The 25,177-nt window shown below is 74.4% G+C and carries 21 protein-coding genes; 13 read left to right on the forward strand and 8 right to left on the reverse strand.

Translation table 11 applies throughout. From position 1 onward, the window contains the following. Positions 1 to 92 precede the first annotated feature (92 nt). Positions 93 to 470, reverse strand: a complete 378-nt coding sequence (locus AB0M46_RS11135; protein WP_363334784.1) for a helix-turn-helix domain-containing protein — start codon at positions 468 to 470, stop codon at positions 93 to 95. A gap of 144 nt (positions 471 to 614) precedes the next feature. Between AB0M46_RS11135 and AB0M46_RS11140 the strand changes: the two genes are divergently transcribed. The 6 genes from AB0M46_RS11140 to AB0M46_RS11165 all read left to right on the forward strand — a co-directional run bounded on the left by AB0M46_RS11140 (position 615) and on the right by AB0M46_RS11165 (position 8,176). Further along, positions 615 to 1,172, forward strand: a complete 558-nt coding sequence (locus AB0M46_RS11140) for an NAD(P)H-dependent oxidoreductase (RefSeq protein ID WP_363334786.1) — start codon at positions 615 to 617, stop codon at positions 1,170 to 1,172. 591 nt (positions 1,173 to 1,763) lie between these two features. Then, positions 1,764 to 2,729, forward strand: a complete 966-nt coding sequence (locus AB0M46_RS11145) for a sugar ABC transporter permease (RefSeq protein ID WP_363334788.1) — start codon at positions 1,764 to 1,766, stop codon at positions 2,727 to 2,729. 8 nt (positions 2,730 to 2,737) lie between these two features. After that, positions 2,738 to 3,598 (forward strand): carbohydrate ABC transporter permease, encoded by an 861-nt coding sequence (locus AB0M46_RS11150; RefSeq protein ID WP_363334790.1) that lies wholly within the window; start codon positions 2,738 to 2,740, stop codon positions 3,596 to 3,598. Positions 3,599 to 3,624: 26 nt separating this feature from the next. Continuing rightward, positions 3,625 to 4,989, forward strand: a complete 1,365-nt coding sequence (locus AB0M46_RS11155) for an ABC transporter substrate-binding protein (RefSeq protein WP_363334792.1) — start codon at positions 3,625 to 3,627, stop codon at positions 4,987 to 4,989. 757 nt (positions 4,990 to 5,746) lie between these two features. Further along, positions 5,747 to 6,949, forward strand: a complete 1,203-nt coding sequence (locus tag AB0M46_RS11160) for an FAD-dependent monooxygenase (RefSeq protein WP_363334794.1) — start codon at positions 5,747 to 5,749, stop codon at positions 6,947 to 6,949. Between the two features lie 375 nt (positions 6,950 to 7,324). Then, the gene (locus AB0M46_RS11165; RefSeq protein WP_363334796.1) at positions 7,325 to 8,176 is read left to right on the forward strand and encodes an LLM class flavin-dependent oxidoreductase; all 852 of its coding nucleotides are present in this window, start codon (positions 7,325 to 7,327) and stop codon (positions 8,174 to 8,176) included. On the opposite strand, the gene AB0M46_RS11170 is transcribed toward AB0M46_RS11165, so the two are convergent. The 3 genes from AB0M46_RS11170 to AB0M46_RS11180 are packed head-to-tail and all read right to left on the reverse strand — an operon-like array spanning position 8,128 to position 10,675. Continuing rightward, positions 8,128 to 9,054: a phosphotransferase gene (locus AB0M46_RS11170; RefSeq protein WP_363334798.1), complete on the reverse strand. Its 927-nt coding sequence runs from the start codon at positions 9,052 to 9,054 to the stop codon at positions 8,128 to 8,130. The genes AB0M46_RS11165 and AB0M46_RS11170 overlap by 49 nt on opposite strands. 37 nt (positions 9,055 to 9,091) lie before the next feature. Next, the gene (locus AB0M46_RS11175) at positions 9,092 to 9,832 is read right to left on the reverse strand and encodes a hypothetical protein (RefSeq protein WP_363334800.1); all 741 of its coding nucleotides are present in this window, start codon (positions 9,830 to 9,832) and stop codon (positions 9,092 to 9,094) included. A gap of 24 nt (positions 9,833 to 9,856) precedes the next feature. Further along, positions 9,857 to 10,675 carry an alpha/beta hydrolase gene (locus AB0M46_RS11180; RefSeq protein WP_363334802.1) on the reverse strand — a complete coding sequence of 273 codons (819 nt, stop codon included), beginning with the start codon at positions 10,673 to 10,675 and terminating at the stop codon, positions 9,857 to 9,859. Between the two features lie 94 nt (positions 10,676 to 10,769). On the opposite strand from AB0M46_RS11180, the gene AB0M46_RS11185 reads away from it, so the two are divergent. Further along, positions 10,770 to 11,507, forward strand: a complete 738-nt coding sequence (locus tag AB0M46_RS11185) for a LamG domain-containing protein (protein ID WP_363334804.1) — start codon at positions 10,770 to 10,772, stop codon at positions 11,505 to 11,507. Between the two features lie 4 nt (positions 11,508 to 11,511). On the opposite strand, the gene AB0M46_RS11190 is transcribed toward AB0M46_RS11185, so the two are convergent. Both AB0M46_RS11190 and AB0M46_RS11195 read right to left on the reverse strand, forming a co-directional pair. After that, positions 11,512 to 12,189, reverse strand: a complete 678-nt coding sequence (locus AB0M46_RS11190) for a response regulator transcription factor (protein WP_363334806.1) — start codon at positions 12,187 to 12,189, stop codon at positions 11,512 to 11,514. After that, entirely contained in the window at positions 12,186 to 13,484 is a 1,299-nt protein-coding gene (locus AB0M46_RS11195) for a sensor histidine kinase (protein WP_363334808.1), read from the reverse strand. Before AB0M46_RS11195 ends, AB0M46_RS11190 begins: the two co-directional genes overlap by 4 nt. Positions 13,485 to 13,615: 131 nt before the next feature. Between AB0M46_RS11195 and AB0M46_RS11200 the strand changes: the two genes are divergently transcribed. Genes AB0M46_RS11200 through AB0M46_RS11210 form a run of 3 tightly spaced genes read left to right on the forward strand, consistent with a single transcriptional unit; the run spans position 13,616 to position 17,229 of the window. After that, on the forward strand, positions 13,616 to 14,290 hold the full coding sequence (locus tag AB0M46_RS11200) for an ABC transporter ATP-binding protein (RefSeq protein WP_363334810.1): 675 nt from the start codon (positions 13,616 to 13,618) through the stop codon (positions 14,288 to 14,290). Then, a complete protein-coding gene (locus AB0M46_RS11205) occupies positions 14,287 to 16,563 on the forward strand; it encodes an FtsX-like permease family protein (RefSeq protein ID WP_363334812.1) in 2,277 nt (758 codons plus the stop codon). The genes AB0M46_RS11200 and AB0M46_RS11205 overlap by 4 nt, the downstream gene beginning before the upstream one ends. Positions 16,564 to 16,584: 21 nt before the next feature. After that, positions 16,585 to 17,229 (forward strand): hypothetical protein, encoded by a 645-nt coding sequence (locus tag AB0M46_RS11210; RefSeq protein WP_363334814.1) that lies wholly within the window; start codon positions 16,585 to 16,587, stop codon positions 17,227 to 17,229. On the opposite strand, the gene AB0M46_RS11215 is transcribed toward AB0M46_RS11210, so the two are convergent. Beyond that, the gene (locus tag AB0M46_RS11215) at positions 17,230 to 18,762 is read right to left on the reverse strand and encodes a hypothetical protein (protein ID WP_363334816.1); all 1,533 of its coding nucleotides are present in this window, start codon (positions 18,760 to 18,762) and stop codon (positions 17,230 to 17,232) included. Between the two features lie 151 nt (positions 18,763 to 18,913). On the opposite strand from AB0M46_RS11215, the gene AB0M46_RS11220 reads away from it, so the two are divergent. From AB0M46_RS11220 to AB0M46_RS11230, 3 genes are read left to right on the forward strand one after another with little or no spacing between them, the layout of a single operon-like run. After that, positions 18,914 to 19,984 (forward strand): serine protease, encoded by a 1,071-nt coding sequence (locus AB0M46_RS11220; protein WP_363334818.1) that lies wholly within the window; start codon positions 18,914 to 18,916, stop codon positions 19,982 to 19,984. Continuing rightward, positions 19,971 to 21,035: a hypothetical protein gene (locus tag AB0M46_RS11225; RefSeq protein ID WP_363334820.1), complete on the forward strand. Its 1,065-nt coding sequence runs from the start codon at positions 19,971 to 19,973 to the stop codon at positions 21,033 to 21,035. Before AB0M46_RS11220 ends, AB0M46_RS11225 begins: the two co-directional genes overlap by 14 nt. Next, a complete protein-coding gene (locus AB0M46_RS11230; RefSeq protein ID WP_363334822.1) occupies positions 21,028 to 23,439 on the forward strand; it encodes an AAA family ATPase in 2,412 nt (803 codons plus the stop codon). The genes AB0M46_RS11225 and AB0M46_RS11230 overlap by 8 nt, the downstream gene beginning before the upstream one ends. A gap of 141 nt (positions 23,440 to 23,580) precedes the next feature. Here AB0M46_RS11230 and AB0M46_RS11235 read toward each other — a convergent pair whose 3' ends face one another. Further along, positions 23,581 to 24,996 (reverse strand): nitrilase-related carbon-nitrogen hydrolase, encoded by a 1,416-nt coding sequence (locus tag AB0M46_RS11235; RefSeq protein ID WP_363334824.1) that lies wholly within the window; start codon positions 24,994 to 24,996, stop codon positions 23,581 to 23,583. Positions 24,997 to 25,177 lie beyond the last annotated feature (181 nt).

The raw sequence follows: 25,177 nt of genomic DNA on the forward strand, positions 1-25,177 counted from the left end.
GCGTGGCGGGCCGGCGCGCCGGCGGGTGCTCAGTCCTTCCAGTCGAGCTGGTGTTCGGGGACGCCGACCGCGCGGCCGCGGGCGATGGCGCGTCACGGCCGGTCGCCGCGGTTGCGCAGGACCGTGTGGCCGTACTCCTCGACCCACCGGGCCAGACCGTCGACCGGGGCGAGCAGCGTGTGTCCGAGCGGCGTCAGGGTGTACTCGACGCGGGGCGGCACCTCGGCGTGCACCCGGCGCCCGACCAGGCCGTCGCGCTCCAGGTCGCGCAGCGTCTTCGTGAGCATGCGGTGCGAGATGCCGGCGACCCGGCGCTGCACCTCGCTGAAGCGGAGCTCGCCGTCGACCAGGGCCGCGACCACGGCGAGGGTCCACTTGTCGCCGATCGTGCTCAGCAGCCCGCGCATCAGCTGCCGCAGCTCATCGTCCCGGCATGTGGACGGCATTGCCACGGAGTCCGGCGTCGTCATCGCAGCTCCCTTCCAAGACGCACCTTGAGGTGCCCGACGCGGGAAATGGTGCCTGGTTCCGGCCGGGCGGCGTAGCTGCCACGGTAGCGCTCGTCCATACACGCACAGCTCGTCGCCGCACCACACCGACAGGAGTACCACCTCATGACCAGGATCGCCGTCATCGTCGGCAGTGTCCGCCCCGGCCGCTACAGCCGGCAGGTCGCCGACTGGGTCTACGCGGAGGCGGCCGGACGCACCGACGCCGACTTCGAGATCGTCGACCTCGCCGACCATCCGCTGCCGCACCTCGACGAGCCCGTTCCCGCCTCGGCCGGCAGCTACGCCAACGAGCACACCAGGGCGTGGTCGCGGCGCATCGCGGCGTTCGACGGGTTCGTGTTCGTCACTCCGGAGTACAACCACTCGACCACCGGCGTGCTGAAGAACGCCATCGACTATCTCTACGCCGAATGGAACAACAAGGCGGCCGGGTTCGTCGGCTACGGCGTGGTCGGCGCGGCCCGCGCGGTCGAGCACCTGCGGCTGATCGCGGCCGAGGTGCAGCTGGCCACGGTCCGTTCACAGGTGGCGCTGTCGTTCTATACCGACTTCGAGGGCTTCACCACGCTCACGCCCGGCGAGCACCAGTTCGAGGCGCTGCGTACCACCCTGGACCAGGTCATCGCGTGGTCGGACGCACTGTCCGGGCTGCGGAAGTGACGCCGGCCGCCGCCTGTCCACGGGCGCGGACTGCCGCGGCGGCGCGCGCAAACCTACCTGCCCGACTCCGGTGGGTACGCGGAGCGCCTCGACGCCGGCGAGACGGTCGGCAAGACCGTGCTGCAGGTCGCGGAGCGGCCGGCGGGTACCGGCGGCGCGAGTGCCAGGAGCAGTTCGCGCGCTACGCCGCCGCCGCGCCCGCCGGCCCGCTGCGGCGCTACGCCGAGGAGATGGCCGCCCTCCCGGGAGACCCGCCAGCAATGACGGCCTAGCAGCGACCGGGCCGGCCGTTCCGCCTGGGCTTTCTGCTGCACCTCGACGACGACCAGCCGCCCGCCGCGCCTACCGGCAGGCCATCGACCTGTTCGTCGCCGCCGAGCAGCTGCCGGTCGGGCGGCTCAGCACCGAGCTCACCCGCAACCTCGGCCTGCCCGCCGGCCCCTTCGGCTGGACGGGACCGGCAGCGTCCCGGATGTACCGCCCCAGGTAACCCAAATCGGGTCGACACTTCCATTTGCCGTACATGCGCCGATGCGGGGCGTTCACCGAGCGCTCGCGGTCCGTACAGCTGGCCCGCGTTAGCTGCCGATCATGACTGTTGGGCTCGGGCGGACCGCGGCCGAGCCGTCGCCGCCTGAGCCCGTCGCCGCCGACGGCCACGCCAGGGTGCGACGGGCTCGGCGCCGGCGGGGCTGGCGTGAGGCATTGGTGTTCGTGGCGCTGGCCGCGCCCAACCTCGCGCTGATCGTGTTGTTCACCTATCGGCCCCTGATCCTCAACGTGTACTACTCCACGCTGGACTGGACGCTGGGGTCGGACACGGCGCGGGCGGTCGGCTTCGACAACTACGTCCACTTCTTCTCCTCGTCGCAGGCCGGCGACGTCTTCCTCACCACGGCCCTGTTCACCGTCGCCACGGTCGTGCTGTCCATGGGGCTGGGCCTGCTGGTGGCGCTCGGGCTCAACCGGAAGGTGCGCGGCGCGGGGCTGGCCCAGGCGACGGTCTTCTCGCCGTTCGTGCTCTCCGGCGTCGGGGTCGGGCTGGCCTGGCAGTACATCTTCGACCCCACGGTCGGCGCGCTCGGCGCGGTCCTGCGCGCCGTCGGCCTGCGCAGCCCCGAGTGGTTCAACGACGAGACGCTCAGCCTCGTCATGGTCGTCATCGTGTACGTCTGGAAGAACCTCGGCTACGCCGCCGTGATCTACCTGGCCGGGCTGCAGTCGATCTCCTCCGACGTGCTCGAGGCCGCCGCGATCGACGGGGCCGGGGCGTGGCGCAAGTTCTTCAAGGTCGTGTTCCCGCTGCTGTCGCCGACCACGTTCTTCCTCATGGTCACCAGCCTGCTCAACTCGCTGCAGGCCTTCGACCTGATCCGGGTGATGACGCCGCTCGGCCGCGGCACCACGACGCTCATCTACGACGCCTACCTGCGCGCGTTCGGCGGCTACAACCAGGCCGGCTACTCGGCGATGCTCTCCACGGTGCTGTTCGTGCTGCTGGTGGTGCTGACCCTGGTACAGCTGATCGTCCTCGAGCGGCGGGTGCACTACCGGTGAGCGCGCGGATGAGCACTGTGGACACCCGGCCGCTCTCGCGGCGTAACCTGGTCGCCACGCTGGCCACCGGCTACCTGCCGATCGTGCTGTCCATTCTCGTGGTGATCCTCCCGCTGGCGTACCTGGTGCTGTCGTCGTTCAAGACGCCGGCCGACGTCGTCACCCAGAAGCTCGTCATCCTGCCCGACCCGTGGCACCCGCAGAACTACAGCACGGCAGCCGGCGTCGTGCCGTTCGGCCGGCTGTTCCTCAACTCGGCGATCGTCACCGTCATCGGGGCCGGGCTCAAGGTGCTGCTGGCCGTCGTCACCGCCTACGCGCTGGTGTTCGTGCGTTTCCCGGGCAAGCGCTTCGTGTTCTGGGCGGTGCTCGCGACGCTGATGGTGCCGCCGCAGGTGAGCGTCGTGCCCAACTTCACCTTCATCAGCAGCCTCGGCGGGCAGGACACCTACTGGGGCATCATCCTGCCCGGGCTGGGCAGCGGCTTCGGCACCTTCCTGCTGCGCCAGGCGTTCCTGACGCTGCCCGCCGACGTGCTCGAGGCGGCCGAGACCGACGGGGCCGGGCACTGGCGGCGGCTGTGGCGCATGGTCGTGCCGATGGCCGCGCCCAGCATCGCCACCGTCGCGCTGGTCAACATCGTGTTCGAGTGGAACGACTACCTCTGGCCCCTGGTGATCGTCTCGGACCCGCACATGATGACGCTGCCGGTCGGCCTGACGCTGCTGCAGAACAGCGAGAGCGCGGCCGCCTCCTACGGCATCGTCATGGCCGGCACCGTCATGGTGCTGCTGCCCGTACTCGTGGTGTTTGCCGCGCTGCAGCGCTACATCGTCACCGGCTTGACGCAAGGTGCTGTCAAGGGGTGATCAGCCGATCGACCTGGAGGTACAACGTGTCCTTGTCCCAGCCCGCCGAGTTCAACCGGCGCCGTTTCCTCGGCCTCGCCGCCGGCGGCCTGTCCGCCGCCGCCCTGGCCGCGTGCGGCGGCGGCCCCTCGACGTCGAACGAGCCCGCCTCGTCCGCCAAGCCCGAGCTCGACTTCTCCGGCGTCAAGCCGGCGAGCAACATCACCTTCTGGTCGTCCAACCCCGGCTCGTCGCAGCAGGTGACCCAGGAGATCATCGACGAGTTCCACAAGAGCCAGTCGGACATCAAGGTCCAGCTGGTGTCGGCCGGCTCGAACTACGAGGACATCGCGCAGAAGTTCCAGGCCGCGCAGGCCGGCGGCACGCTGCCCGACCTCGTCGTGCTCTCGGACGTGTGGTGGTTCCGCTACTTCCTGCAGGACTCGATCATCCCGCTCGACGGGCTGTTCAAGGCCCTCAACTGGGACACCAGCGACTACCGCGAGCAGCTGCTGAGCGACTACAAGTACAACAACTCGACCTGGGCCGTGCCGTGGGCCCGCTCCACCCCGCTGTTCTACTGGAACAAGGCGCACTGGGCGGCCGCCGGCCTGCCCGACCGGGCCCCGAAGACCTGGGACGAGTTCGCCGAGTGGGCGCCGAAGCTGCAGTCGGCCACCCCGGGCCTGCAGCACGCGTTCCAGCTCCCGGCGCTCGCGGGCTACGCGGGCTGGAGCTTCCAGAACAACCTGTGGGGCCAGGGCGGCGGCTGGTCGGCCAAGGAGAGCTTCGACATCACCTGCGACAAGCCCGAGGCGGTGGCCGGCCTGCAGTTCCTCGCCGACGCCGTGTACAAGGGCAAGTGGTCGGGCGTGGCCGGCAAGGACTCCACCCAGGACCTCTCCGCCGGCGCGGTCAGCGCGACCGTCGGCTCGACGGGCAGCCTGGTCGGCATCCTCAAGGTCGCCAAGTTCGACGTCGGCGCCGGCTTCCTGCCGGGCGGCCCGAAGTCGGCCTCCCCGGTCTGCCCCACGGGCGGCGCCGGCGTCGGCATCCCGAAGAAGATCAAGCCGGAGAACCAGGTCGCCGCGGCCACCTTCATCAAGTTCCTGACCTCGCCCGAGAACACGCTGAGGTTCGCGCAGGCCACCGGATACATGCCGGTGCGCAAGTCGGCCGACGTCTCGGCGATCACGTCCAAGACCCCGCAGGCCCAGGTCGCCATCGACCAGCTCGCGGTCACCCGCAACCAGGACTGGGCCCGGGTGTTCCTGCCGGGCGCCGACCAGGAGATGGCCAACGCCTGCGCCACCATCCTGACCAAGAACGGCGACGTCCAGGCCGAGATGACCAAGCTCAAGTCCACCCTCGAGGGCATCTACACCTCGCAGGTCAAGCCGCACCTCAAGTAGCGCGCACGGTAGCGGGCCCGGCCGCCGGGCCCGCTACCCACCGACGCGTTGCCGGCCTCGGGGATGCCCGCGCCGGGATGCCCGGGGGAGGTCCGGGGCGGTACGGCGACCGTAGGGTTTCCCGGTGACGCATCGGCTCGGGATCGATCTGGGCGCGTCAACGACCGTCGCCGTGCCGGCCGGGCCGCAGGGCCGGCGCGGACGCTGCTGTCCTCTGTGGTCTTCGCCGGGGGCGGAACCGGGCAGCGGACCTGGCGGGACGCGGAGCTGACGGCCGTGCGACCCACCTCGCTGGGCGAGGAGAGCGGGATCGAACTCAGCCTGCTCATCAGCGGGCGGGCGCCCGCGATCCACTCCTCCGTCGTGGGAACGATGATCGCCAGGCCCAGGCGGCCTTCGTGCCAGTCGGCGCCGACGGGCTCTACGACCGGCCGCTCAACAACATCACCATGTCGCCGACCTCTTCCGCCGACCCGGAGGTGCCGTGCAACGTGGGCCGCTGCCAGACACGCGGACGCGTACCGTCGCTGCCTGGCCGACGACGATCCGCAGGTGGCGTCGCAGGCGGCGGAGTTGCCGGTCATCAGGTTCTTGGCTTCGGTGTTCTGGTAGCGGAAGGTGCGCGAGACGCCGGCCCGCCGGGCGAGGGTCGGGTAGGTGGCCGGAGTCCGCTCACGGCGCACGGCCCGCAGCGTCGTCACCTTCTTCCGTCAACGTAGGTTGACGCGGCGCCGTACGTCAAGTTAGGTTGACAACCATGTTGACCCAGACCGACGCATCCGTCCTTGACGTGCTCGTTGTCGGCGCGGGGCCAACGGGCCTGCTGCTCGCCGGAGACCTTGCCGCCGCAGGCGTCCGCGCGGTCGTTCTCGACCGCACCGCCGGGCCGGTCCAGATCCCAAAAGGCAACGGCGTTGTCGGCCGGGCCGTCCTGGAGTTGCGGCGGCGCAAGCTCCTGCGGGGCACGGGGCTGCGGGTGGTACGGCCACCGCGGTTTCGCTTCGGCCCGCTTACCCTCGAACTCGGCTTGCTGCGCGGTCCACTACACGTGCTCCCAGTGCCACAGTACCGGCTGGAATGCCTGCTGGCGGAGCGCGCCGTGCGCCTCGGCGTCACGGTCTTGCGCGGGCGCGAGGTTACCGGGTTCGAGCAGGACGGCAACGGTGTGACCGTCCAGGCCGTCGCCGAAGGCTCGCCCGTCGAGCTGCGCGCCCGGTACCTCGTAGGTTGCGACGGCGCACGGAGCTTTGTACGCAAGAGCCTCGGCATCGGCTTCCCCGGCGTCACGAGCGCCAACATCTCCCGGCTGGCGCGGGTCACCATCCCGGCGGACGCTGTGGCCCGGGTCGGCGATCGCATCGAGCTGCGTGGTATCGGCCAGCTCGTGCCCTTCCGGCCCAACCGGACCGGACACGGGTCGATCACCATTGCCCCTGCCGACGCGCTCGACCGCTCCGCCCCGGATGACGTGTACATCGTCAGCACGCACGAACCACGTGGTGACAGCGAGCCGGATGACGAGCTCAGCGACGACGAACTGCGGGCGAGCCTGCGCCGCGTCCTGGGTACCGATCTCCCGTACACGACGGCCTATGCCGCGCGGAGCGTCGTCGCGAACAGCCGGCACGCGCAGCGGTACCGCGAAGGCCGGGTCTTCCTCGCCGGCGACGCCGCGCACATCTTCAGTGCCGGCGGCTCGGCCATCAACGCCGGCCTGCTCGACGCCGTCGCCCTCGGCAAGACCCTCACCGCGGTGCTGCGCGGCGCAGCGCCGCAGACCCTGCTCGATGCCTACCAGTCGGAGCGGCATCCTGCTGCGCAACGCACCCTCGCGCTCACGCGCCTGCAGGTCGCGCTCGAAGCCGGCGACGAGACCGGCGAGGCACTACGCGACGTGCTCGGCGAGCTGGTGCAGGACCGCGCCACCGCCCGCCGGATCGCGGCGCTCATCGAAGGCTGAGCCGAACGCGCGCCGTACCTCGGAGTGATCCCCGCCAGCGGCTGTTCATCGCCGCGGCCCAGAAGGCAGCCTGGTTCCTCGGAGGCGTGGCAGCACGCCGAAGACTGCGAGCGTTCATCGACGTTGCTGGCGACAGTTGATGGTCACAACCCGCGAGCACCGGTCGATGCACTGATCCGCCGCGACTGCATCCGACCCTGACCTACACGCTGGAGCACAACCTGCCCGGACGGTTCAGACACAGGCGCTATAGTGGCGGGGAATTCCGAATTCCCGGGCCGGGAACCACGTCGCAGATGGGCCGGGGACCTCGCCGAGGCGCGGGGAGGAGGGGGCGGCTTAGTTGTTGCTGCCCACCTCACGGAGGAACCACCCATGGACATCGGCATCGGCCTGCCCATCAGCGCGCCCGAGCGGCTGACCGACTGGGCCCGCGCCGCCGAGGCGCACGGCTTCTCGACCCTCGCGCTGCTCGACCGGCTCGCCTACGACAATCCCGAACCCCTCGCCGCGCTCGCCGTCCTGGCCGGCGCGACCCGGCGCATCCGGCTGCAGACCGAGGTGCTGCTCGGGCCGCTGCGGGGCACCGCGCTGCTGGCCAAGCAGACCGCCACGCTCGACCGGATGGCCGGCGGGCGGTTCGTGCTCGGGCTCGGCATCGGCGGGCGCGACGACGACCACGCCGCCGCCGGCACCCCGACCGGCGGGCGGGGGCGGGCGCTCGACGAGCAGATCGTCGCGCTGCGCCGGATCTGGGGCGGCGGGGCGTACCGCGGCACGAACATCGGCCCCCGTCCGCTGACGCCCACCGGTCCGGCCGTCCTGCTCGGCGGGTTCGCCCCGGCTGCGCTGCGCCGGGTGGCCCGCCACGGCGACGGCTTCATCTGCGCCGCGCCGCCGCAGTGGGCCGGCGGGCTGCTCGACGCCGTGCGGCGGGAGTGGGACGCGGCCGGGCGGGCCGGCAAGCCGCGCCTCGTCTGCCAGGTCAACGTGGCCGCCGGGCCGGCCGCCACCGTCGAGCGGGCCCGCCGGGCCGTCGCGGACTACTACGCGTTCACCGGGCGGCCCGGCTGGGGCGCGCCGCTGAGCGATCCGGAGCGCATCGCCGGGGCGATCGAGGCCTACCGGGCGCTCGGCGCCGACGAGGTCGTCCTGTACTGCTACGCCGACGACCCGGCTCAGCTGGACATCCTCGCCCGGATCCGCTCGATCGCCCTCGCGAAGTAGCGGTGCCCGGCCGGCCGGGTCAGCAGGTCGGCGAGGGAGTACAGGTCCAGCGCCCCGGCCAGGCGGCGCCACTGCGGCGGGAGCTCGCCGCCGCCGGCGCGGAACCCGGCCAGGAACGCCGCCTCGAACCCGGCCGGGCGCGGGTCGCGCAGCAGGTTGCCCACGTCGAAGAGCGGGGTGCTGCTGAACGCGAACTCCCAGTCGAGCACCGCGGCGACCGCCCACCGGCCGCCGCGGCGCTCGGCCAGGAGGTTCTTCGGGTTGAAGTCGCCGTGCACGAGCCGCCGGGCGCCGTGCAGCACCGCGAGCTGCGGGGTGGCCTCGTCGGCCAGCCGCTGCAGCTCCCGGCGCTCGTCCCCGGTGAGGTGGCCCTCGGCGTTGCCGTGCTCGAGGCAGCGGGCCACCCACGCGTCGAGGCCGGCGGCCGGCTCGGCACCCTCCGGGCCGGGCGCCAGCGCGCCGTCGCCGAAGAACCCGGGCGCGGCGAACGTCACCGTGCCCACGGCGGCCAGGGCGGCGCCGATCGACCCGCCCAGCTCGGCCGCGTCCGGCCCCCTCAGCCCGTCGAGGACCTCGCCGGCCGGGCGGCCCGGCGCGAACGCGGACAGCATCGCGGGCTCGCCGGCCGCCTCGCCCGTCGGGTCCGCCGCCACCACCTCGGGGACCGGCACGACCCCGGCCAGCCGGGCGGCCAGGGCCGCCTCGACCGCGCAGGCGTTGGCGCGCAGGTAGCGGCGCAGCACGAGCTCGGCGCCGCCGGCGAAGGTGAGGACCGCGTTGTCGTTGCTGTACCCGCCGGTGAGGGCCCGGACCCCGGCGACCCGCGACCCGGCGGCGGCCTCCACCCAGGCGCGCAGCGGCCCGGAGAGTGTCGTCACACGCGGCGCTCCAGCGCGACGTAGACCGATGAGCGGCTCACCAGCCGACCTCCTTGCAGTCGGCGGGAGGGCCGGGGAACGCCGCCTGCAGCTCCAGGTCGGCGGTGCTGCGGTCCAGGATCAGCCGGGCCTGCAGCCAGCCGCAGCTCCAGCTCACCGGCGCCTGCCGGTCGGCGACCGGGCGCAGGCGGTCGGCGAGCCAGTGCGCGGTGGGAGCCTCGATCGGCTCGCCGGCGGCGAGCGTGGCGGTCGTGCAGGCCTTGAGGAAGTCCAGGGCCGGCTGCGGCAGCGTGCCGTCGTTGTCGCCGCGGACCTGGCAGTCCACCTTGAACATCGCATCGCCGTGGTCCATGGTCACCTCGACCACGGCGAGCGCCTTGTCGAGGTGGACCTCGCCGTGGCGGGTGGTGCCCGCGGTCGCCAGCGTGACGGGCCGGGGGAGCCGGGCGGCCCAGTCGGTGAGGGACACCGGCAGCGACAACGCGCCGATCTGGCCGGGCTGCAGCGTGACGGTCTCGCCGTCCAGCACGACGGTCACGGGGCCCGACGGCAGCCCGATGTCGTCGCCCGTCGGCGGTCCCGGTGGCGGCTTCGGGCTCGGCGCGCCGGCCGCGGCCGGCTCCGCCTCGCTCCCGCCGGTCCCGCGGCGGTCCAGCACGATGAAGATCGCCGCGGCCAGGATCGCCGCGGCGAGGGCGCACGACACGATCAGGATCCGGTTGGACGGCCGCGGCGCCGGCGGCTCGTCCTCGTGGTCATCCCCGTGATTGATTGACACGGCGATGTTGATAGCACATCGCGGTCAGTCGATCGAGTCCAGAAAGTCGCGCAGGACGGCCAGCCAGGCATCCGGGGCGTCGAGGTGGGCGTCGTGGCCGGCGCCCGGGATGACGGCGTAGGCGGCGTCCGGCCGTTCGGCGCGCATCCTCGCGTCCTCGGCCGCCGGGATCTTGCCGTGCTCGCCGCGGACCAGCAGCGTCGGGGCGGTCACGGCGGCCCACTCCTCCCAGCGGGCCCGCGCCGCCACCGGCTCGATCGCGGCCCGCATGACGTCGGCGTCGAAGCGCGGGCGCAGGCCGTCCTCGTGCGCCTCCATCGCGTCCGCCCAGGCCTCGGCCAGGGGGTTCGCGCCGAGGTACCGCACCGCCGCCGCCCGGTCGGCGAAGGGCACCGGCCACGCCGCGAACCAGGCGCCGAGCCGGGCCGGGTAGTCCTCGTCGCCGGGCGCCGTGCCGCCGACGCCGGCCTCCAGCATCACGAGGCCGCGGACGAGGTGGGGGTACCACGCCGCCGTCAGCATTGCCGTGTGCCCGCCCATCGACTGCCCGACCAGCACGGCCGGGCGGCCGCCGCAGAGCCGCTCGATCACGGCGGCGACGTCGGCGGCGTACGCGCGGCGGGACACGTCGGCCGGGCGCCTCGTGCTGCGGCCGTGGCCCCGCTGGTCCGGCACCGCCACCCGGTGGCTGCGGGCCAGCGCCTCGGCGGTCGGGCGCAGCTCCCCGGCGTCGCCGGCCAGGCCGTGCAGCAGCACCGCCCTGCCACCGCCGGCTCCTGCGACGAGGCAGGAGAGGGACACCTCGCCGCGGTCCAGCGCGACCCGGTGTGCAGACGCGTCCATGCCCGAATCATGCCAGGAGGTCCGGCGAAATAACGGTTCGGCATCTGCGGGAAAGTCGACAATTGCCCAAGATTCGGGCATTTAGGATGACGGCATGCGCACACGGTCGCGGCACATGGCCGCCGTACTCCTCACCACCGCCGCGACCCTCGCGGGCACCGCCACCGGGGCCGGCGCCACGGCCGAGCCCGGCGACGGGCACCTCATCGCCCGCTACGACCTGAACGAGGGGCCGGCGGCGCGCACGATGCTCGACAGCTCCGGGCACGGGCTCAACGGCACCATCGGCAGCGAGGTGATCACCGGCGTCTCCGGCGGCGGCGCGACCGGCTACCGGTTCACCCGCCTCGACCCGGACACCCCGCCGACGCACCCGCGGCACCTGGCGACCGTGCCGAGCGCGGGCGACCTCAACCCCGGCGGGCGGGACTACGCGGTGACGATCCGGCTGCGCACGCAGTACCGCTTCGGCAACATCGTGCAGAAGGGCCAGGCGACCGTCGACGGCGGCAACTTCAAGCTGCAGATCCCCAACGGCATCGTGCAGTGCCTCTTCCGCGGCGCCCGCGGGTCGATCATCGTCTCCTCGCGCAGCCGGCTCAACGACGGCGCCTGGCACACCGTGCGCTGCGAGCGCGTCGAGTCCGGCGGCTCGCCCGGCGTGGTGCTGACCGTGGACGGCACGACGGAGGCGCGGCGGGCCGGGCGCACCGGCTACATCGCCAACGCGTGGCCGCTGTCGATCGGCGGCAAGACCGCCTGCGACCAGGTGAAGGTGGGCTGCGACTACTACGCCGGCGACCTCGACTTCGTGCAGCTGTCCGCCCGCTGAGGCCTCAGCCGCCCGCCGAGCCCGGCGTGACCAGCCCGGTCTCGTAGGCGACCACGATCGCCTGGGCCCGGTCCCGCAGCCGCAGCTTCGACAGGATCCGGGCCACGTGCGTCTTCACCGTCGCGTCGCTCAGGTGCAGGCGCTCGGCCAGCTCGGCGTTGGACAGCCCGCGGGCCAGCAGCGCCAGCACCTCGAGCTCGCGCGGCGTGAGCGTGGACAGGTCCCGGTGCAGGGTGGCGGCGCGCTCGTCGCGGACCGCGTAGCGCTCGATGAGCCGCCGGGTGATCGCCGGGGCCAGCAGCGCGTCCCCGGCCCGGACCAGCCGCACGGCCGCCACCAGCTGCTCGGGGCTCACGTCCTTGAGCAGGAAGCCGCTCGCCCCGGCGGAGAGGGCGGCGTAGACGTACCGGTCGAGGTCGAACGTCGTCAGGATGACCACCCGCGGCGGGTCGGCGGCGGCCGGAGACAGGATGCGGCGGGTCGCCTCCAGCCCGTCCATCTCCGGCATCCGCACGTCCATGAGCACCACGTCGGGCAGGGTGCGCCGGGCCGCCTCCACCGCCTCCAGCCCGTTGGCGGCCTCGGCCACCACCTCGAGCCCGTCGGCGGTGAGGATCATCCGGAACCCGGTGCGCACCAGCGCCTGGTCGTCGGCGATCACGACCCGCAGCCGCTCGCTCAACCGCCCTCCTCCTGCACGGGAATCTCGGCCACCACCCGGAACCCGCCGGTGGGCCGGGGCCCGGCGGTGAGCGTGCCACCGTACACCGCCAGCCGCTCCCGCAGCCCGGCGAGCCCGCGCCCGCTGCCCTTCGCGCCCGGCGACGCCTCGCCGCCGTCGTCGACGACCTCGACCCGCAGCACCCCGCCCGCCGCCGTCACCCCGACGTGCACCCGGGCCCCGGCGGCGTGCTTCACCGCGTTCGTGAGCGCCTCCTGCACCACCCGGTAGGCGGCCAGCCCGGCGCCGGGGGAGACCGCCGGGGCCTCCACGCTCAGCGTGACCGGCACCCCCGTCTCCCGGACCCGCCCGGCCAGGGCCGGGATCTGGTCCAGGCCCGGCTGCGGGGCCAGGTCGGCGCCGTCGGCGTCGACGGTGAGCAGCCCGATCACCTGCCGCAGCTCGGTCATCGCGGCCCGCCCGCCGGCCTCCACCGCCAGCAGCGCCTCCCGGGCCAGCTCCGGCGCCGCGTCCATCACCTTGCGGGCCGCGCCGGCCTGCACCACCATCACGCTCACGTTGTGGGTGACCACGTCGTGCAGCTCCCGGGCCAGCCGGGCCCGCTCCTGGTCGACCGCCAGCCGGGTCGCCGCCGCCTGCTCCCGCTCGAGGGTGGCGGCCCGCTGCCGCCAGGTGTGCATGGCGTTGGCGCCCAGCCCGACCGCCGACAGGGCGACGAACATCGCCAGGCCCGACGGCAGGCCCGGCAGGATGTCGCTGTTGGAGCCCAGCACCAGCGCGCCGGCCACGACCACGCAGGCCAGCGCCAGGTTGCGGTAGCGGCTGTACGCCGGCGCGCTGTAGGCGGCGAGCACCGACGCCACCACCGTCCAGGTCGGGTCGGCGTCCATGCGGTACACCCGGAACGCGCACACCGCGATAACCAGGAACGAGGCGAGCGGGTAGCGGCGGCGCGCCGCCAGGGGCAGCGCGGTCAGGGCGGCCACGACCAGCAGCCACCCGGCCGGCTGGTCGTCGTCGCCGGGCGGCGGCGGGAAGACGAAGTCGGGCGCGTCCGGCGCGTCCGGAGGGAGGCCGATCGGGTGGCCCCCGATGCCGATGTGGACGTGCACGGCCTGGTCCGGCTGGAGGTAGGGCTCCGTGGCGCCGTTGACCGCGCCGATCGTGAGCAGCACCGCCAGGATGACGTCGGCCGCCCACGCCCACGCCGTCACCGGCGGCGGGGCCGGCGACGTCACCCGCAGCCAGGCCAGCGCGGCCCGCCGGCCGCGCGCGGTCGCGGCACGCACCTCCATCCGCCCAGTCTCGCCGACGGCCCGGCGCCCGCGCGTCCCGACCGGTGTGTACATCGCAGTGATGACGGGGCCGCCCGAAACCGGCAGCGCGGGCGACGACCACGCAGCGTGTGCGGGCCTAGCGTCGCCGCATGCTGATCGAGTTCGACGACGTGACGAAGCGATACGAGGGCGGGACCGCCGCCCTGGACGGGCTGACCCTGCGGGTCGGGGCCGGGGAGGCCCTGGCCGTGCTCGGTCCCTCCGGCAGCGGCAAGTCCACGCTGCTCAACCTGGTGGCCGGGCTGGACCGGCCGACGAGCGGCACGGTGACGGTCGACGGGGTGCGGGTGGACCGGCTGGGGGAGGCGGCGTCCGCCCAGTACCGCCGCCGCCGCATCGGCATGGTCTTCCAGTTCTTCAACCTGCTCGACGACCTGACCGTGCTCGACAACGTGCTGATGCCGGCCCAGCTGTGCGGGACGCCGCGGCCGAAGGCCCTGCAGCGGGCGGGGGAGCTGCTGGAGTACCTCGGCGTCGCGAAGCACGCGAAGGCCTTCCCGGGCCGGCTGTCCGGCGGGGAGCGGCAACGCGTCGCGGTGGCCCGGGCGCTGATGAACCGCCCGCCGCTGCTGCTGGCCGACGAGCCCACCGGCGCCCTGGACACCGCCTCCGGCCAGGAGGTGCGCAAGCTGCTCACCGAGCTCAACCGCGACGGCCAGACGCTGCTGCTGGTCACCCACGACCTGGCCCTCGCGGAGGCGTGCGCGACCCGCACCATCTCCCTCGTCGACGGTCGCCTCGCCGCCAGCGGGGTGCCGGCGTGAAGCGGGTCGTCATCGCCCTCACCACACTGCTCACGGTCACCGCCTCGGTGCTGGCCGCCGGGCTGCTCGTCGCCTCGTCGGCCCCGTTCGCCCGGGCCTTCGACCGCCAGCACGGCGCCCACCTCGCCGCCCAGTTCGACCCGGCCAAGGTGACCCCGGGCCAGCTGGCCGCCACCGCCCACGCCGCCGGGGTCACCGCGACCGCCGGACCGTTCCCGATCGTGACAGTCCACCCACGCACCGTCACCCAGGCGCAGGGCCTCGGGCTGCCGCCCGGGATCGACCTGCCACCCGTCACCGTCGTCGGCCGGCCGGACCTCGGCACCGGCGGCGTGGACGCGCTCGAGCTCGTCGCCGGGCGCTGGCCGACCGGCCCGGGCGAGATCGTGTGGGCGGTGGACAAGACGCCGATCGGCGTCGGCGACGAGTTCGACTTCGGCGCCACCCGCGTGAAGATCGTCGGCACGGCCCGTTCGATCGGCCGGACCGCACAGGTCTGGGCGTTGCCGGACACCGTGGCGGCGCTGCACCCGACGGGGCTGCAGATGCTGTACCGCTTCTCCGCCGCCGGCACCGACGCCGCGATCGACGCCGACCGGGCCGCCATCGCCGCCGCCGTGCCCCCGGGCGCCCTGCAGGGCGCCACCTCCTACCTGCTGGTCAAGGCCGATGCGGAGAAGGTGGCGGCCACCTTCGCACCGTTCGTCGTCGCGTTCGGCGTGCTCGGCCTGGCAATGTCGGTGCTGATCATCGGCATCGTGGTGAGCGGATCGGTCAGCTCCGCGACCCGCCGCATCGGCATCCTCAAGGCCCTCGGCCACACGCCCGGCCAGGTCGTGCGGATCTACGTGCGGCAGGCCCTCGTCCCGGCGACCGCCGGCGCGGTGCCCGGCATCGCGCTGGGCAACCTGGCCGCGCTCCCGGTGCTGCGGCAGGAGGGCGAGGCCTTCGGCACCGGGACGGCGCACCTGGACTGGTGGGTGTCCGCGGCGGTACCGCTGGCCGTCCTCGCCATCGTCGCCGCCACCGCGTTCGGGCCGGCGCTGCGGGCCGGGCGGCTGCGCACCATCGACGCCCTCGCCGTGGGCCGCACCCCGTTGCCCGGCCGCGGCCGGCGGGCCCGGCAGCTGCTCGGCCGGCTGCCGCTGCCCCGGCCGGTGAGCCTCGGCCTGGGCACCCCGTTCACTCGCCCCGGCCGCTCGGCCACCGTCGCCGCGGCAGTCGCCCTCGGCACGCTCGGCGTCACCTTCGGCGCCGGCCTGGCCCTGTCCGTCGGCGGCGTGCAGACCGCGCTGAACCGGCGCGACGCCGGGGACGTCATCGTGTACTCCGGCCCGCCCGGCCACTGGGACGCGGCGAAGGTCGAGGCGGCGATCAAGGCGCAGACCGGGACCGTGCGGTACTTCCAGAGCAACGAGTTCGACGCCACCGTCGCCAACCTCACCGGCACCACCGAAATCGTCACCTACACCGGCGACGCAAGCTGGGGCACCTACGAGGTCATCGCGGGCCGCTGGTTCGCCGGCCCCGGCGAGGCCGTCGTCCCCACCGCCTTCCTCGACCGGGACGGCGCGAAGATCGGCGACACGGTCACGATCACCAACGACGGCCGCTCCGCCACCGTCCGCATCGTCGGCGAGGTCCTCGACCTCAGCTCCAACGGTCAGCGGATCGTCACCGACGCCGGCTCGGTCGCCGCTCTGCGGCTGGAGTCCAGCCGCGGCGAGGGCGCCTACCACATCGACGTGGCCGACGGCACCGATCTCGGCGCCTACGCCGCCGCCCTGAACAACCTCGTCCGGGACGAGGGCGGCGAGGCCGACGTCAACGTCGGCGAGATCAGCGGCACCGTGGTGGCCATGGACTCCCTGGCCGGCACGCTCACCCTGCTGCTCGTCGCCGTCGCCGGCCTCGGCGTGCTCAACACCGTCGTGCTCGACACCCGCGAGCGGGTCCACGAGCTCGGCGTGTTCAAGGCCCTCGGCATGGCCCCGCGGCAGACCGTGGCCATGGTGCTCACCTCGGTCGCCGGGATCGGCCTGCTCGCCGGCCTGGTCGGGGTGCCGGCCGGGATCGCCGTGCACGACTGGATCCTGCCCCGGATGGGCCACGCCGCCGGCACCCGCTTCCCGGCGCACATCCTGGACGTGTACCACCCGCCGCTGCTGGCCGCGCTCGCCCTCGGCGGCCTGGCCATCGCCCTGGCCGGCGCCCTGCTGCCGGCCGGCTGGGCGGCCCGCACCAGCACCGCCCGGGCCCTGCGCACGGAGTAGGCCCCGCTAAGGTGACGACGCATGGAGCTGCAGCGCCGGCGGCGGTCCCTCGGACTCGCCCTTGTCGTCATCGCCTTCGGCGTCGTCGCCCTGCTGTGCGCGTGGGGCGCCCGCGGCTCCCTCGGCGCGGTCATCTTCCTCGCGGGCGGCGTCCTGGCCCTTGGCCTGGGCGCCGCCCTCGCCCGCGACGAGCTGCGCCCGTTCCGCTTCGCCATCGGCCCCGACGGCGTGACCCTGCGCGACGGCACCCTCGTCGCCTGGGCCGCGATCGAGCGGGTCGTGCTCGACGAGCCGACCCCGCCGGCCACCTCCGGCCCGCACCTCGTGCTGGAGCCCGGCGAGCGGGTCGTGCTCAAGCTCGACGAGGTCAGGCAGTCCCAGCAGCAGATCGCCGAGGCCCTGCAGCGCTACGGCGGCGGCCGCCTCGACAACCGCATCGCGCGCCGCGGGGACGGCCCCGGGTTCGCGGTCGTGCTGCGCGGCTACGAGCGCGGCCGGGTCGACCGCCTGCTGCGCCAGGCCGCCGACGCCCTGCTCGGCGACGACCCGTCGGCGCGGGCCGCGGCCCGCGCCGCGCTGCAGCAGCCGGACCTGCTCGTCGTGGCCCGCGGCTACGACCCGGCGCAGGTGGACGCCCACCTGCGCAAGCTCGCCACCCGGCTGTGACTACCTGCTGCGTCGGCCCTCGGCGGCCGCGACCGCGAGTTCCAGGTGCCAGTCGGCCACGTCGAGTTCCGACGGCGGGTCCTGCGGGCTGGCGGCGCGCAGCTGGTCGAGGTACCAGGTCTCGTCCGCGGGCCGCATGAGCAGCCGCAGCCACGTCACGTTGCGGGCCCGCCGGCACTCGTCGACGCCGAGCACCGAGCGCAGCGCCTCGATCGGATCCTCCCCGGGCAGCAGCAGCCGCACGACCGGCGCCGCCGGCGGGGGCTGCACGCCCGCAGCCAGCAGCCGCGCCGCGAGGGTGTGCGCGGCCCGCGTGAGCAGCAGCGCCCGCCGGGCCGCGGTCGTCGGCCCGCGCACCGGGTCGGGGTACTCGTGCGCCGGGTCCTCCAGCGCCACCCGGTAGGCGACCATCTCCCCGGCCGTCATCGCCCGCTCCGTGTCGCGGGCGGCGACCGCCTCCGCCATCTCGGCCATGCCCGGCTGGGGCGCCGGGGCGGCGTCCGCGGCCTGGCGGGCCACCTCGCGCAGGAAGGCGTCGCCGCCGGGCCGCACGGCGACGGCGGCCCGCTGCGGCACCGACAGCAGCGCGCCCAGCGCGTGCCGGTCGCCGTCGAAGTTGGCGTAGCGGTGCAGCCGCTCGATGACCGGGCGCAGCTGCGGCGCCTCCCGCAGCAGCGGCCGGTACCGCAGCAACGCCGCCAGCACGCCCTCGTCGGGCTCGGCCAGCACCCGCAGCCCGATCGCCGGCCCGACGACGTCCGGCTCGGCGGCATCGCGCAGCGCCTCCGCCGCGGCCTTGCGCACCGCGGTGGTGGCGTCGCCGAGCAGCCCGACGATGGCCCGGACCGCCACCGGGTCCCGCCGCCGGTGCGCCAGGCAGGCCAGCAGCGCCGCCCGCACCCCCGGATCGCGCTCGCCCCGCACCGCCGCGGCGAACGGCTCGACCCCGACCGCGGCGAACCGCAGCAGCAGGGCCGCCCCGGCCCGTACCTCCGGCGCCGGATCCCCTGCCATGAGCCGCAGGCAGACGTCGTCGTCGCGCACGCCCGCCGGCACCTGCAGCCCCTCCAGCCGCAGCAGCGGCGAGGGGTCGGCCAGCAGCTTCGCCGCGTACGCCGCCGTGCGGTTGATGGACAGCACGGCCCGGGCCGCCCGCAGCCGCACCCGCGGGTCGGGATGGGCCTCGAGGCGCTGGCGCAGCGGCTCGTAGCGGGGCCCGAGGTAGTACAGCAGCGTCGCCACCCGGTCGTCGTCGTACTCCGGGTCCGTCACCTCCCCGGCGACCCGCCCGTCGATGCCGCCCAGCCGGGCCAGGATCTCCCCGAGCGCCACCGCCGCCGCGTCCCCGACGCGCTCGAAGGTCTCCCCGAGCCCCCCGGCCACCCGCACCCCGGCCCCGTCGGTCAACGCCACCCGCAGCAGTGCGTCGACCAGCCGCTGGTCCCCGGCCTCCCCGGCCCGCCGCGCCGCGTCGAGCCGGACCACGGGGTCGGGGTCGCCCAGGGCGTCGCGCAGCCGCTCATACAGCGCCATCGTGGTACACGATAGACGGATGCGCCGCCTCCGCGCCCCGCTGCTCGCGATGTCCACCATGGACAGCGGACGTGCGGGCCGGTCCCGGCCCGCGAAATAGCGCCGATCGGCGGGGTGGTTTCCGGCGCGGGACGATGGGAGGCTGGACGCCGTGAAACCCGTGGGCGGTGTCCTGGACGAGTATCCGCTGGACTTCTCCCGCCCGCCGCTGCGGGCGCTGCACGCGCTCGTCGCCCGGGTGTTGTTCCAGCCCGGCGACGTGCTCGCGGTGGTGCTCGACTCCGGGATGAACCCGGCGACCGTCAACTTCGCCGGCAGCGCGTTCCAGCAGTGGTACAGCGTCCTGTCCGAGGCGCGGGCCCAGGACCTCGTCGCCGAGCTGCTGGATGCGGTACGGCGGCGGCAGCCCCCGCTCGGCCGGCGCATCGACGAGCTGGTCGGCCCGCGGCCCGTCCTCGAGCCGGGCACCGGCGCGCCCGACGGCCTGTCCGACCCGCAGGGGCCCGGCTGGGTCGGGTTCGCCGGGAACGAGCGGCTGGTCGTCGACGGCGTCGACACGCTGCTTGGCATCGCGTTCCTCGGGGTCGGGCTGCAGCGGGCGCGGTCGGTGTGCCGGGTCACCGCCACCTTCGCGGGCGGCCCGGCGCAGGGCACGGCCAGCCTGATCGGGCCGGACCTGCTGCTCACCAACCACCACGTGCTGCACGACTGGGGCCGGGGCGACCGGCCGGCCGGGCCGGTGGAGGCGTGGTTCGACTACGAGCTCGACGCGGCCGGCGTCTCCCGCCAGCTGACGGTCGTGCCCTGCGCCCCGGACACCATCGAGGGCGACCGCGAGCACGACTGGGCCGTCGTCCGGCTGGCCGCGCCCGCCCCCGCCTCCGCCGCGGTGCTCGACCTGACCGGCGCCGAGCCGCCGCGGCCCGGCGACTACGTGTTCATCATCCAGCACCCCGACGGCGGCCCGAAGATGATCGGCCTGAGCCACAACCTGGTCCGCCACGTCGACGACGACGTGGTGCAGTACTGGACGGACACCAAGGCCGGCTCGTCGGGCGCCCCGGTGTTCGACCGGCACTGGCGGGTGGTCGGCCTGCACCACCGCTGGGTGAGTGCCGCCGAGGAGTACGGCATCTCGTACCGCAACCAGGGCCGGCGCATCGAGCGCGTCCTTGCCGGGCTGTCCGCCCGCGGCATCAAGGTGGGCCGTGTTCAGCCCTGACGACCTGGTGTACGCCGACCTGCGCCACCCGCGCACGGAGCTGCTCATCGACCTGCTGGCCCGCACGGTCTACGGCGACGCGGTGCCGCTGGCGCTGGAGCGGGCCGGGCTCAACCCGGGCATCTACCCGCTGGGCACCGCGTGGCTCGCCTGGACCCACGCCGTGCCCGACGCCTTCCAGCAGGGACGCCTCGGCGCCCTCGTCGACGCGGTGAGCGAGCTGAAGCCGGCGTTCCGGCGGGAGCTGGACCGGCGCCTCGAGCAGGCGCCCGGCGCCGGCTGGTACCGCCACGCCGACCCGTTCGCGTGGTGCTTCGTCGGCCCGCGGACCGTCCGCGCCGTCATCGACCGGTACGAGCTGCGCGCCAGCCTGCGCCAGCTGGCCCGGGCCGACTACTGGGTGCTGGTCGTGCACGGCCCGCCCCGCTCCGGCAAGTCGCACACCTGGCTGCTGCTGGAGCACCTGCGCTCGGCCGGCGGCCTGGCCGGCCACCGGTTCGCCCGCGTGACCACGCACTACTGGACCGGCGAGGTCACCGGCCCCGCGTTCGCCGAGTCCCTGGCGGCCAAGCTCGGCCTGGACGTGGACCTCACGCCGAGCGGCGAGCTGGACGACGCCTGGGTCCGCAAGTTCCTCGACAGGCTCGTCGGCGCATACCCCGACGACGGCGCCACCCGCTGGATCATCCTCGACGGCCTCGACCGCCCCGGCGTCCAGCAGAGCGCCCGGGACCTCGCCCGCGGCCTGATCGCGCGGGTCGAGGACGCCGAACTGCCGCACACCCGCCTGGTCGTGACGGGCCTGGACCCCTTCGGCCTGCCCGGCCGTCACGCGGTGCGCGTCGAGGAGATCCCGGCCATCGACGGCGCGGTGCTGCGCCGCTTCCTCGCCGACGTCGCCGGCCACCTGGGCCGCGACACCACCGGCGCCGAGCTGGACGCCTGCGTCGCCGAGATCCTCGGGCCCGGCCCGCAGCCGCCCGACCTGGCCCTCGTGGAGGAGTCCGTGGTACGCCTCGTGACCACCCGGTGGGTGAGCGCCGATGCCTGAGCAGCCATGGCTCACCCGGGCCGCCGTCCTGTCGGTGTTCGACGTCGACTGGCTCGGGCCCGTCCCGCACGACGACGGCGAGCGCCTCGCGGCCTTCCTGGCCGCCACCTGCGAGCGGGTCGTCGACGCCGGCGGCACCCCGCGGTGGCGCCTGCGCGACGACGAGCGGCTGCGGGTGCTGCGCGGCACGCCGAGGCAGGAGCTGCTGGCCGCCCTCGGGGAGACGTCCGGGCGGCCGGACGAGCCGGTGCAGCGGCTGATGGAGCGGTACCTGCGCGGCACCCCGGTCCTGCCGGACGACGCCGGCACCGCGGAGCTCGCCGCGGTGCTGCAGCTGCAGCGCTGGTTCGGCCCGGACCCGGCCCTGCCGGCCGCCGCCGAGGTGCAGTCGCTGCTGGAGTGGCGGCAACTGCTCGCCCCGCTGCGGCGCCTGCTCGCGTCCGGCTTCCTGGGCCGCGCGGAGCTGATCGAGGCGCTGACCCGCCACGCCGGGGGCGAGCCGGCCCCGCCGTTCGTGGTTGAGGGGGTCGGCGGCAGCGGCAAGTCGACGGTGCTCGCCCGGCTGGCCGAGCAGAGCATCGCCGCCGGTCACCTCGTCTGCTACGCCGGCCTCGACCGCTCGTGGCTGCTGCACGGCGGGCCCTGGTCGCTGTTCGACGAGCTGGCCCGCCAGGTCGCCCTGCAACTGCCGGTGGCCGGCCAGGTCGCCGGGCTGCGCGCGCGGCTGCAGGAGGCGGCCGGGCGCCACGGCTACACCGACATCGCCTCCCGCGGCAGCCAGCGCATCGAGCGGGTGCCGGAGGAGCTGATGGTCCGGCTCGGCCGGATCCTCGGCGGCCGGCGGCTCCTGCTCGTGCTCGACACCCTCGAGGAACTGGCCCGCCGCGACGAGTACGTGGCCCGCGACCTGTCGGCCTTCCTGGACGTGCTGCAGGCGCTGGTGCCGGGCCTGCGCGTGGTGGCGGCCGGCCGCGCCCGCCCCCGTTCGGGCTTCGACGCCGCCCGGGTGTGGCCGCTGACCGGCCTGAGCCCCGAGGACAGCGTCATGCTGCTGCACCTGCTCGGCGCTGGCACCGGCGACGACGAGCTGCTCGCGCGCATCGCCCGGCTGACCCGGGGCAACCCGCTCAGCCTGCACCTGGCGGCCGACGTGCTGCGCCGCACGGGGACCGACCCGACCCGGCTCATCGCGCTCGGCGAGGGCGACATCCAGGGCCAGCTGTACTCCAGGCTGCTCGAACACGTCCGGGACCGGCGCGCCCGCGCGGTCGCCCACCCCGGCCTGGTCGTGCGCCGCATCACGCCCGACGTCATCCGGGCGGTCCTGGCCGAGCCCTGCGGCCTGGCCCCGCTCACCGCCGGGGACGCGGCGCAGATCTTCCGCGCCCTGCAGTGGGAGGCGACCCTGTGCGAGCCGTCGCCCGACGGCGACGGCGCCCTCGTGCACCGCCCCGACGTGCGCGCCATCATGCTGCCGGCCATCGCCCGCGACCGCCCGGCCGCCGCGCGGGCCATCCACGAGGCGGCGGTGGACTACTACGAGCACAGCCCGGAGCCGGTCGCCCGGCGCGAGGAGCTCTACCACCGCCTCATGCTCGCGCGGCCCGCGCACGAGCTGGACGCGCGGTGGGACGAGCCGGCCGGTGCCGAACTGGCCGCGGTGCTGGACGAGCTGCCGCCGGAGTCGCAGGTGTACGTCGCCGGCCGCATCAGGGGCCTGCGGCTGGACCCCGCCGTGCGCGCCCGGGCCGGCGACGAGCAGTGGGCGCGCACGGCCCGTCCCGCCGCCGCGGCGATGATCGAGCGACGGCAGTACGACGAGGCCCTGGCCCTGATCACGGAGCGCCGGGGCGGCGACGACCGGTCGCTGCTGCCCGACCTGGAGATCGAGGCGCTGGAGCGCCTCGGGCACAAGGCGGACGCGCTGCGGCTGTGCGAGCAGGAGCTGCGGCGGGCCTCGGCGCTCGGCGACGACGCCCGGGTCCGCGACCTGATCGTGCAGCAGGCCCGGATCCTGGAGCGGGGCGGCCGCTTCGACGAGGCCTGGGACCTCCTCGAGCCCCTCGCCGCGCTGGAGCGGGCCGCGCGGGCCCGGGGCGGCCCGATCGAGCCGGGCACCCGCACCCGCCACCTCGTGCTGCTCACCAGCCTGCTGCGGATCGCCCGGCACGCGCCGCGCCCCGGGCCGGTCGTCGACCCGTTGCGGGCCGAGACGGTGGCGCTGGCCGAGGACGCCCCGGCCCGCGAGCTGTCCGGCCACCCGAGCCTGCTGCGCGACCTGGCCGCCGAGGTCGGTGCCGTGTCGCCGCGGATCTTCGCCCTGGCGTCGGCCGTGTTCCGCCTGGCAACGGTGGACGAGTACGTGCAGGTGACGGAGGAAGCGCAGGGCTACGACCCGTGGTAGGCCCGCGGCGCGAGACGCTGTGGAGTCCTCCCCATCGACGGCACGCGGTGGCCGGTGCGTCAGGCCGTGGCGGGCATCCACCGATCGAGCAGCGTGGGGTCGGCAACGGCGGACTCGACCTGACGACGCTGCTTGACAGCGTCAGATCGGCGCCGCCGCGATCAGGGCGGTGAGTGCCACGCAGCACCAACCGAACCAGTCGCCGAGCCGGCTGTAGACGGTCGTGGCTGCGGCGAGCGAAACCCTGGCATCGACCGCCACGCCCTGCGTGGCGTCGGCCTCGATGACGATCCGGCCGAACGCGTCGCTGACCGTGGCTCGGCCACTGCGGGCAACCCGCGCCACCGCGACGCCCGACTCCACGCCTCGCACGATCGCCATCCGGCTGTGCAACCAACCGTCACGGACGAAGTCCCACGCCGGAGCAAGCAGCATCTGCGCCCCGCCCCGCCGGTAGGCGCGAACCAGCGAGGGAAAGTCGAGATCCTTGCAGATGAGCACACCCAGGCGCCGGTCACCGGGCAGGTACTGCAGGTCGCGACCCGGGCGGTAGGCGGCCTCCAACCCCGGTACCAAGTGATGCTTCTGGTACACGCCTGGCGGTTCTCCGCCGGCGCTGAAGAGCACCGCGACATTCGCCGACGCGGTCTCGCTCAGGCGGGCCACTCCCGCCACGACGTCTACGCCAAGGTCGACCGCCGCCCGGGCCAGCGGCTGCAGCTGCTCAACCATCCGGGCTTCGTCGACGGCGAAGATCACCTCGGGCAACACGATGACAGCTGCCCCACGACCGGCGAGCAGACGCACCTTCTCGACGTACCGTGACACCAGCGCCGCGCCCTCCGGCGAGTCGATCGGCACCGGCCCATCGGACTGCTCGACTGCGGCCAGGCCGACGTGCACCTGCGCTCCGGGCGCGGCCGGTCGGCCGCGCCGGACGGCGTACCCCGTGAGGGCGGCAACGATTGCCGCGGCGGCGAGGAGCACCGCCACCCGTTCGCCGCCCGTCCCCGCTGGCGCCGTCACCGCGGCGGCAACGCTGGACGGCAGCGCGAGCAACGCTGTGATGCCCCACAACCCGGTCAGCGAGGCCACCTGCGTGACGGCCGGAACGTCCGCCTGCGAATATGCCACACTCCACGACACACCATGCGGGGATCGAAGCGCCACGAGGAACTCCAGCGCCACCCACGCCACGGGCACGGCCAACGCAGCCAGCCCCAGGTGACCGGCGACGAGGTGCGCCCTCGCCAGCGCCACGACGGACGCCACCCCCGCACCACCACCGACGAACCGCACCGCCACCAGGAGACGGGGCATGTGCACATCGCGGGTGTAGAACGACCAAAACCCGAGCTGGCCAAGAAACCAGGCACCGCCAGCCACGCCGACCGCCGCAAACCACGGCACTCTCGGTGCCAGCACGAGCAACGGCAGCAGCGGCGCCCAGGCGGCAACCGCAACCGGCCGAAGCCCTGAGCCCAGCCGAAACAGCCAACCGGATATCGCGGTCACCGCCACACACGCGGCGACCTGCCCGACCACCGCACCGCTCACGGGGCGACCCAAATGGACATGGACGATCCGTTCAGTAGGCAGCCCACCGATAGTATCGGCGCGAACCGATGCGAGCCACCGTCGGCCGATCGCCGGCCGTCAATCACCATCGAGGCGGGCAGCTCGCCCACGTGCAGCAGACCTCGTGAGCCGCTTCTTTCTGCCCCCTCGCCCTTTTCAT

The sequence above is a fragment of the Dactylosporangium sp. NPDC051485 genome (assembly GCF_040682015.1).
Classification (GTDB): Bacteria; Actinomycetota; Actinomycetes; order Mycobacteriales; family Micromonosporaceae; genus Dactylosporangium.

What these genes read in the sequence shown, in the direction of transcription:
- AB0M46_RS11135 (WP_363334784.1), bottom strand. Translation starts at nt 470, where the DNA reads ATGACGACGCCGGACTCCGTGGCAATGCCGTCCACATGCCGGGACGAT.
- AB0M46_RS11140 (WP_363334786.1), top strand. Translation starts at nt 615, where the DNA reads ATGACCAGGATCGCCGTCATCGTCGGCAGTGTCCGCCCCGGCCGCTAC.
- AB0M46_RS11145 (WP_363334788.1), top strand. Translation starts at nt 1,764, where the DNA reads ATGACTGTTGGGCTCGGGCGGACCGCGGCCGAGCCGTCGCCGCCTGAG.
- AB0M46_RS11150 (WP_363334790.1), top strand. Translation starts at nt 2,738, where the DNA reads ATGAGCACTGTGGACACCCGGCCGCTCTCGCGGCGTAACCTGGTCGCC.
- AB0M46_RS11160 (WP_363334794.1), top strand. Translation starts at nt 5,747, where the DNA reads ATGTTGACCCAGACCGACGCATCCGTCCTTGACGTGCTCGTTGTCGGC.
- AB0M46_RS11165 (WP_363334796.1), top strand. Translation starts at nt 7,325, where the DNA reads ATGGACATCGGCATCGGCCTGCCCATCAGCGCGCCCGAGCGGCTGACC.
- AB0M46_RS11180 (WP_363334802.1), bottom strand. Translation starts at nt 10,675, where the DNA reads ATGGACGCGTCTGCACACCGGGTCGCGCTGGACCGCGGCGAGGTGTCC.
- AB0M46_RS11185 (WP_363334804.1), top strand. Translation starts at nt 10,770, where the DNA reads ATGCGCACACGGTCGCGGCACATGGCCGCCGTACTCCTCACCACCGCC.
- AB0M46_RS11195 (WP_363334808.1), bottom strand. Translation starts at nt 13,484, where the DNA reads ATGGAGGTGCGTGCCGCGACCGCGCGCGGCCGGCGGGCCGCGCTGGCC.
- AB0M46_RS11200 (WP_363334810.1), top strand. Translation starts at nt 13,616, where the DNA reads ATGCTGATCGAGTTCGACGACGTGACGAAGCGATACGAGGGCGGGACC.
- AB0M46_RS11210 (WP_363334814.1), top strand. Translation starts at nt 16,585, where the DNA reads ATGGAGCTGCAGCGCCGGCGGCGGTCCCTCGGACTCGCCCTTGTCGTC.
- AB0M46_RS11215 (WP_363334816.1), bottom strand. Translation starts at nt 18,762, where the DNA reads ATGGCGCTGTATGAGCGGCTGCGCGACGCCCTGGGCGACCCCGACCCC.
- AB0M46_RS11230 (WP_363334822.1), top strand. Translation starts at nt 21,028, where the DNA reads ATGCCTGAGCAGCCATGGCTCACCCGGGCCGCCGTCCTGTCGGTGTTC.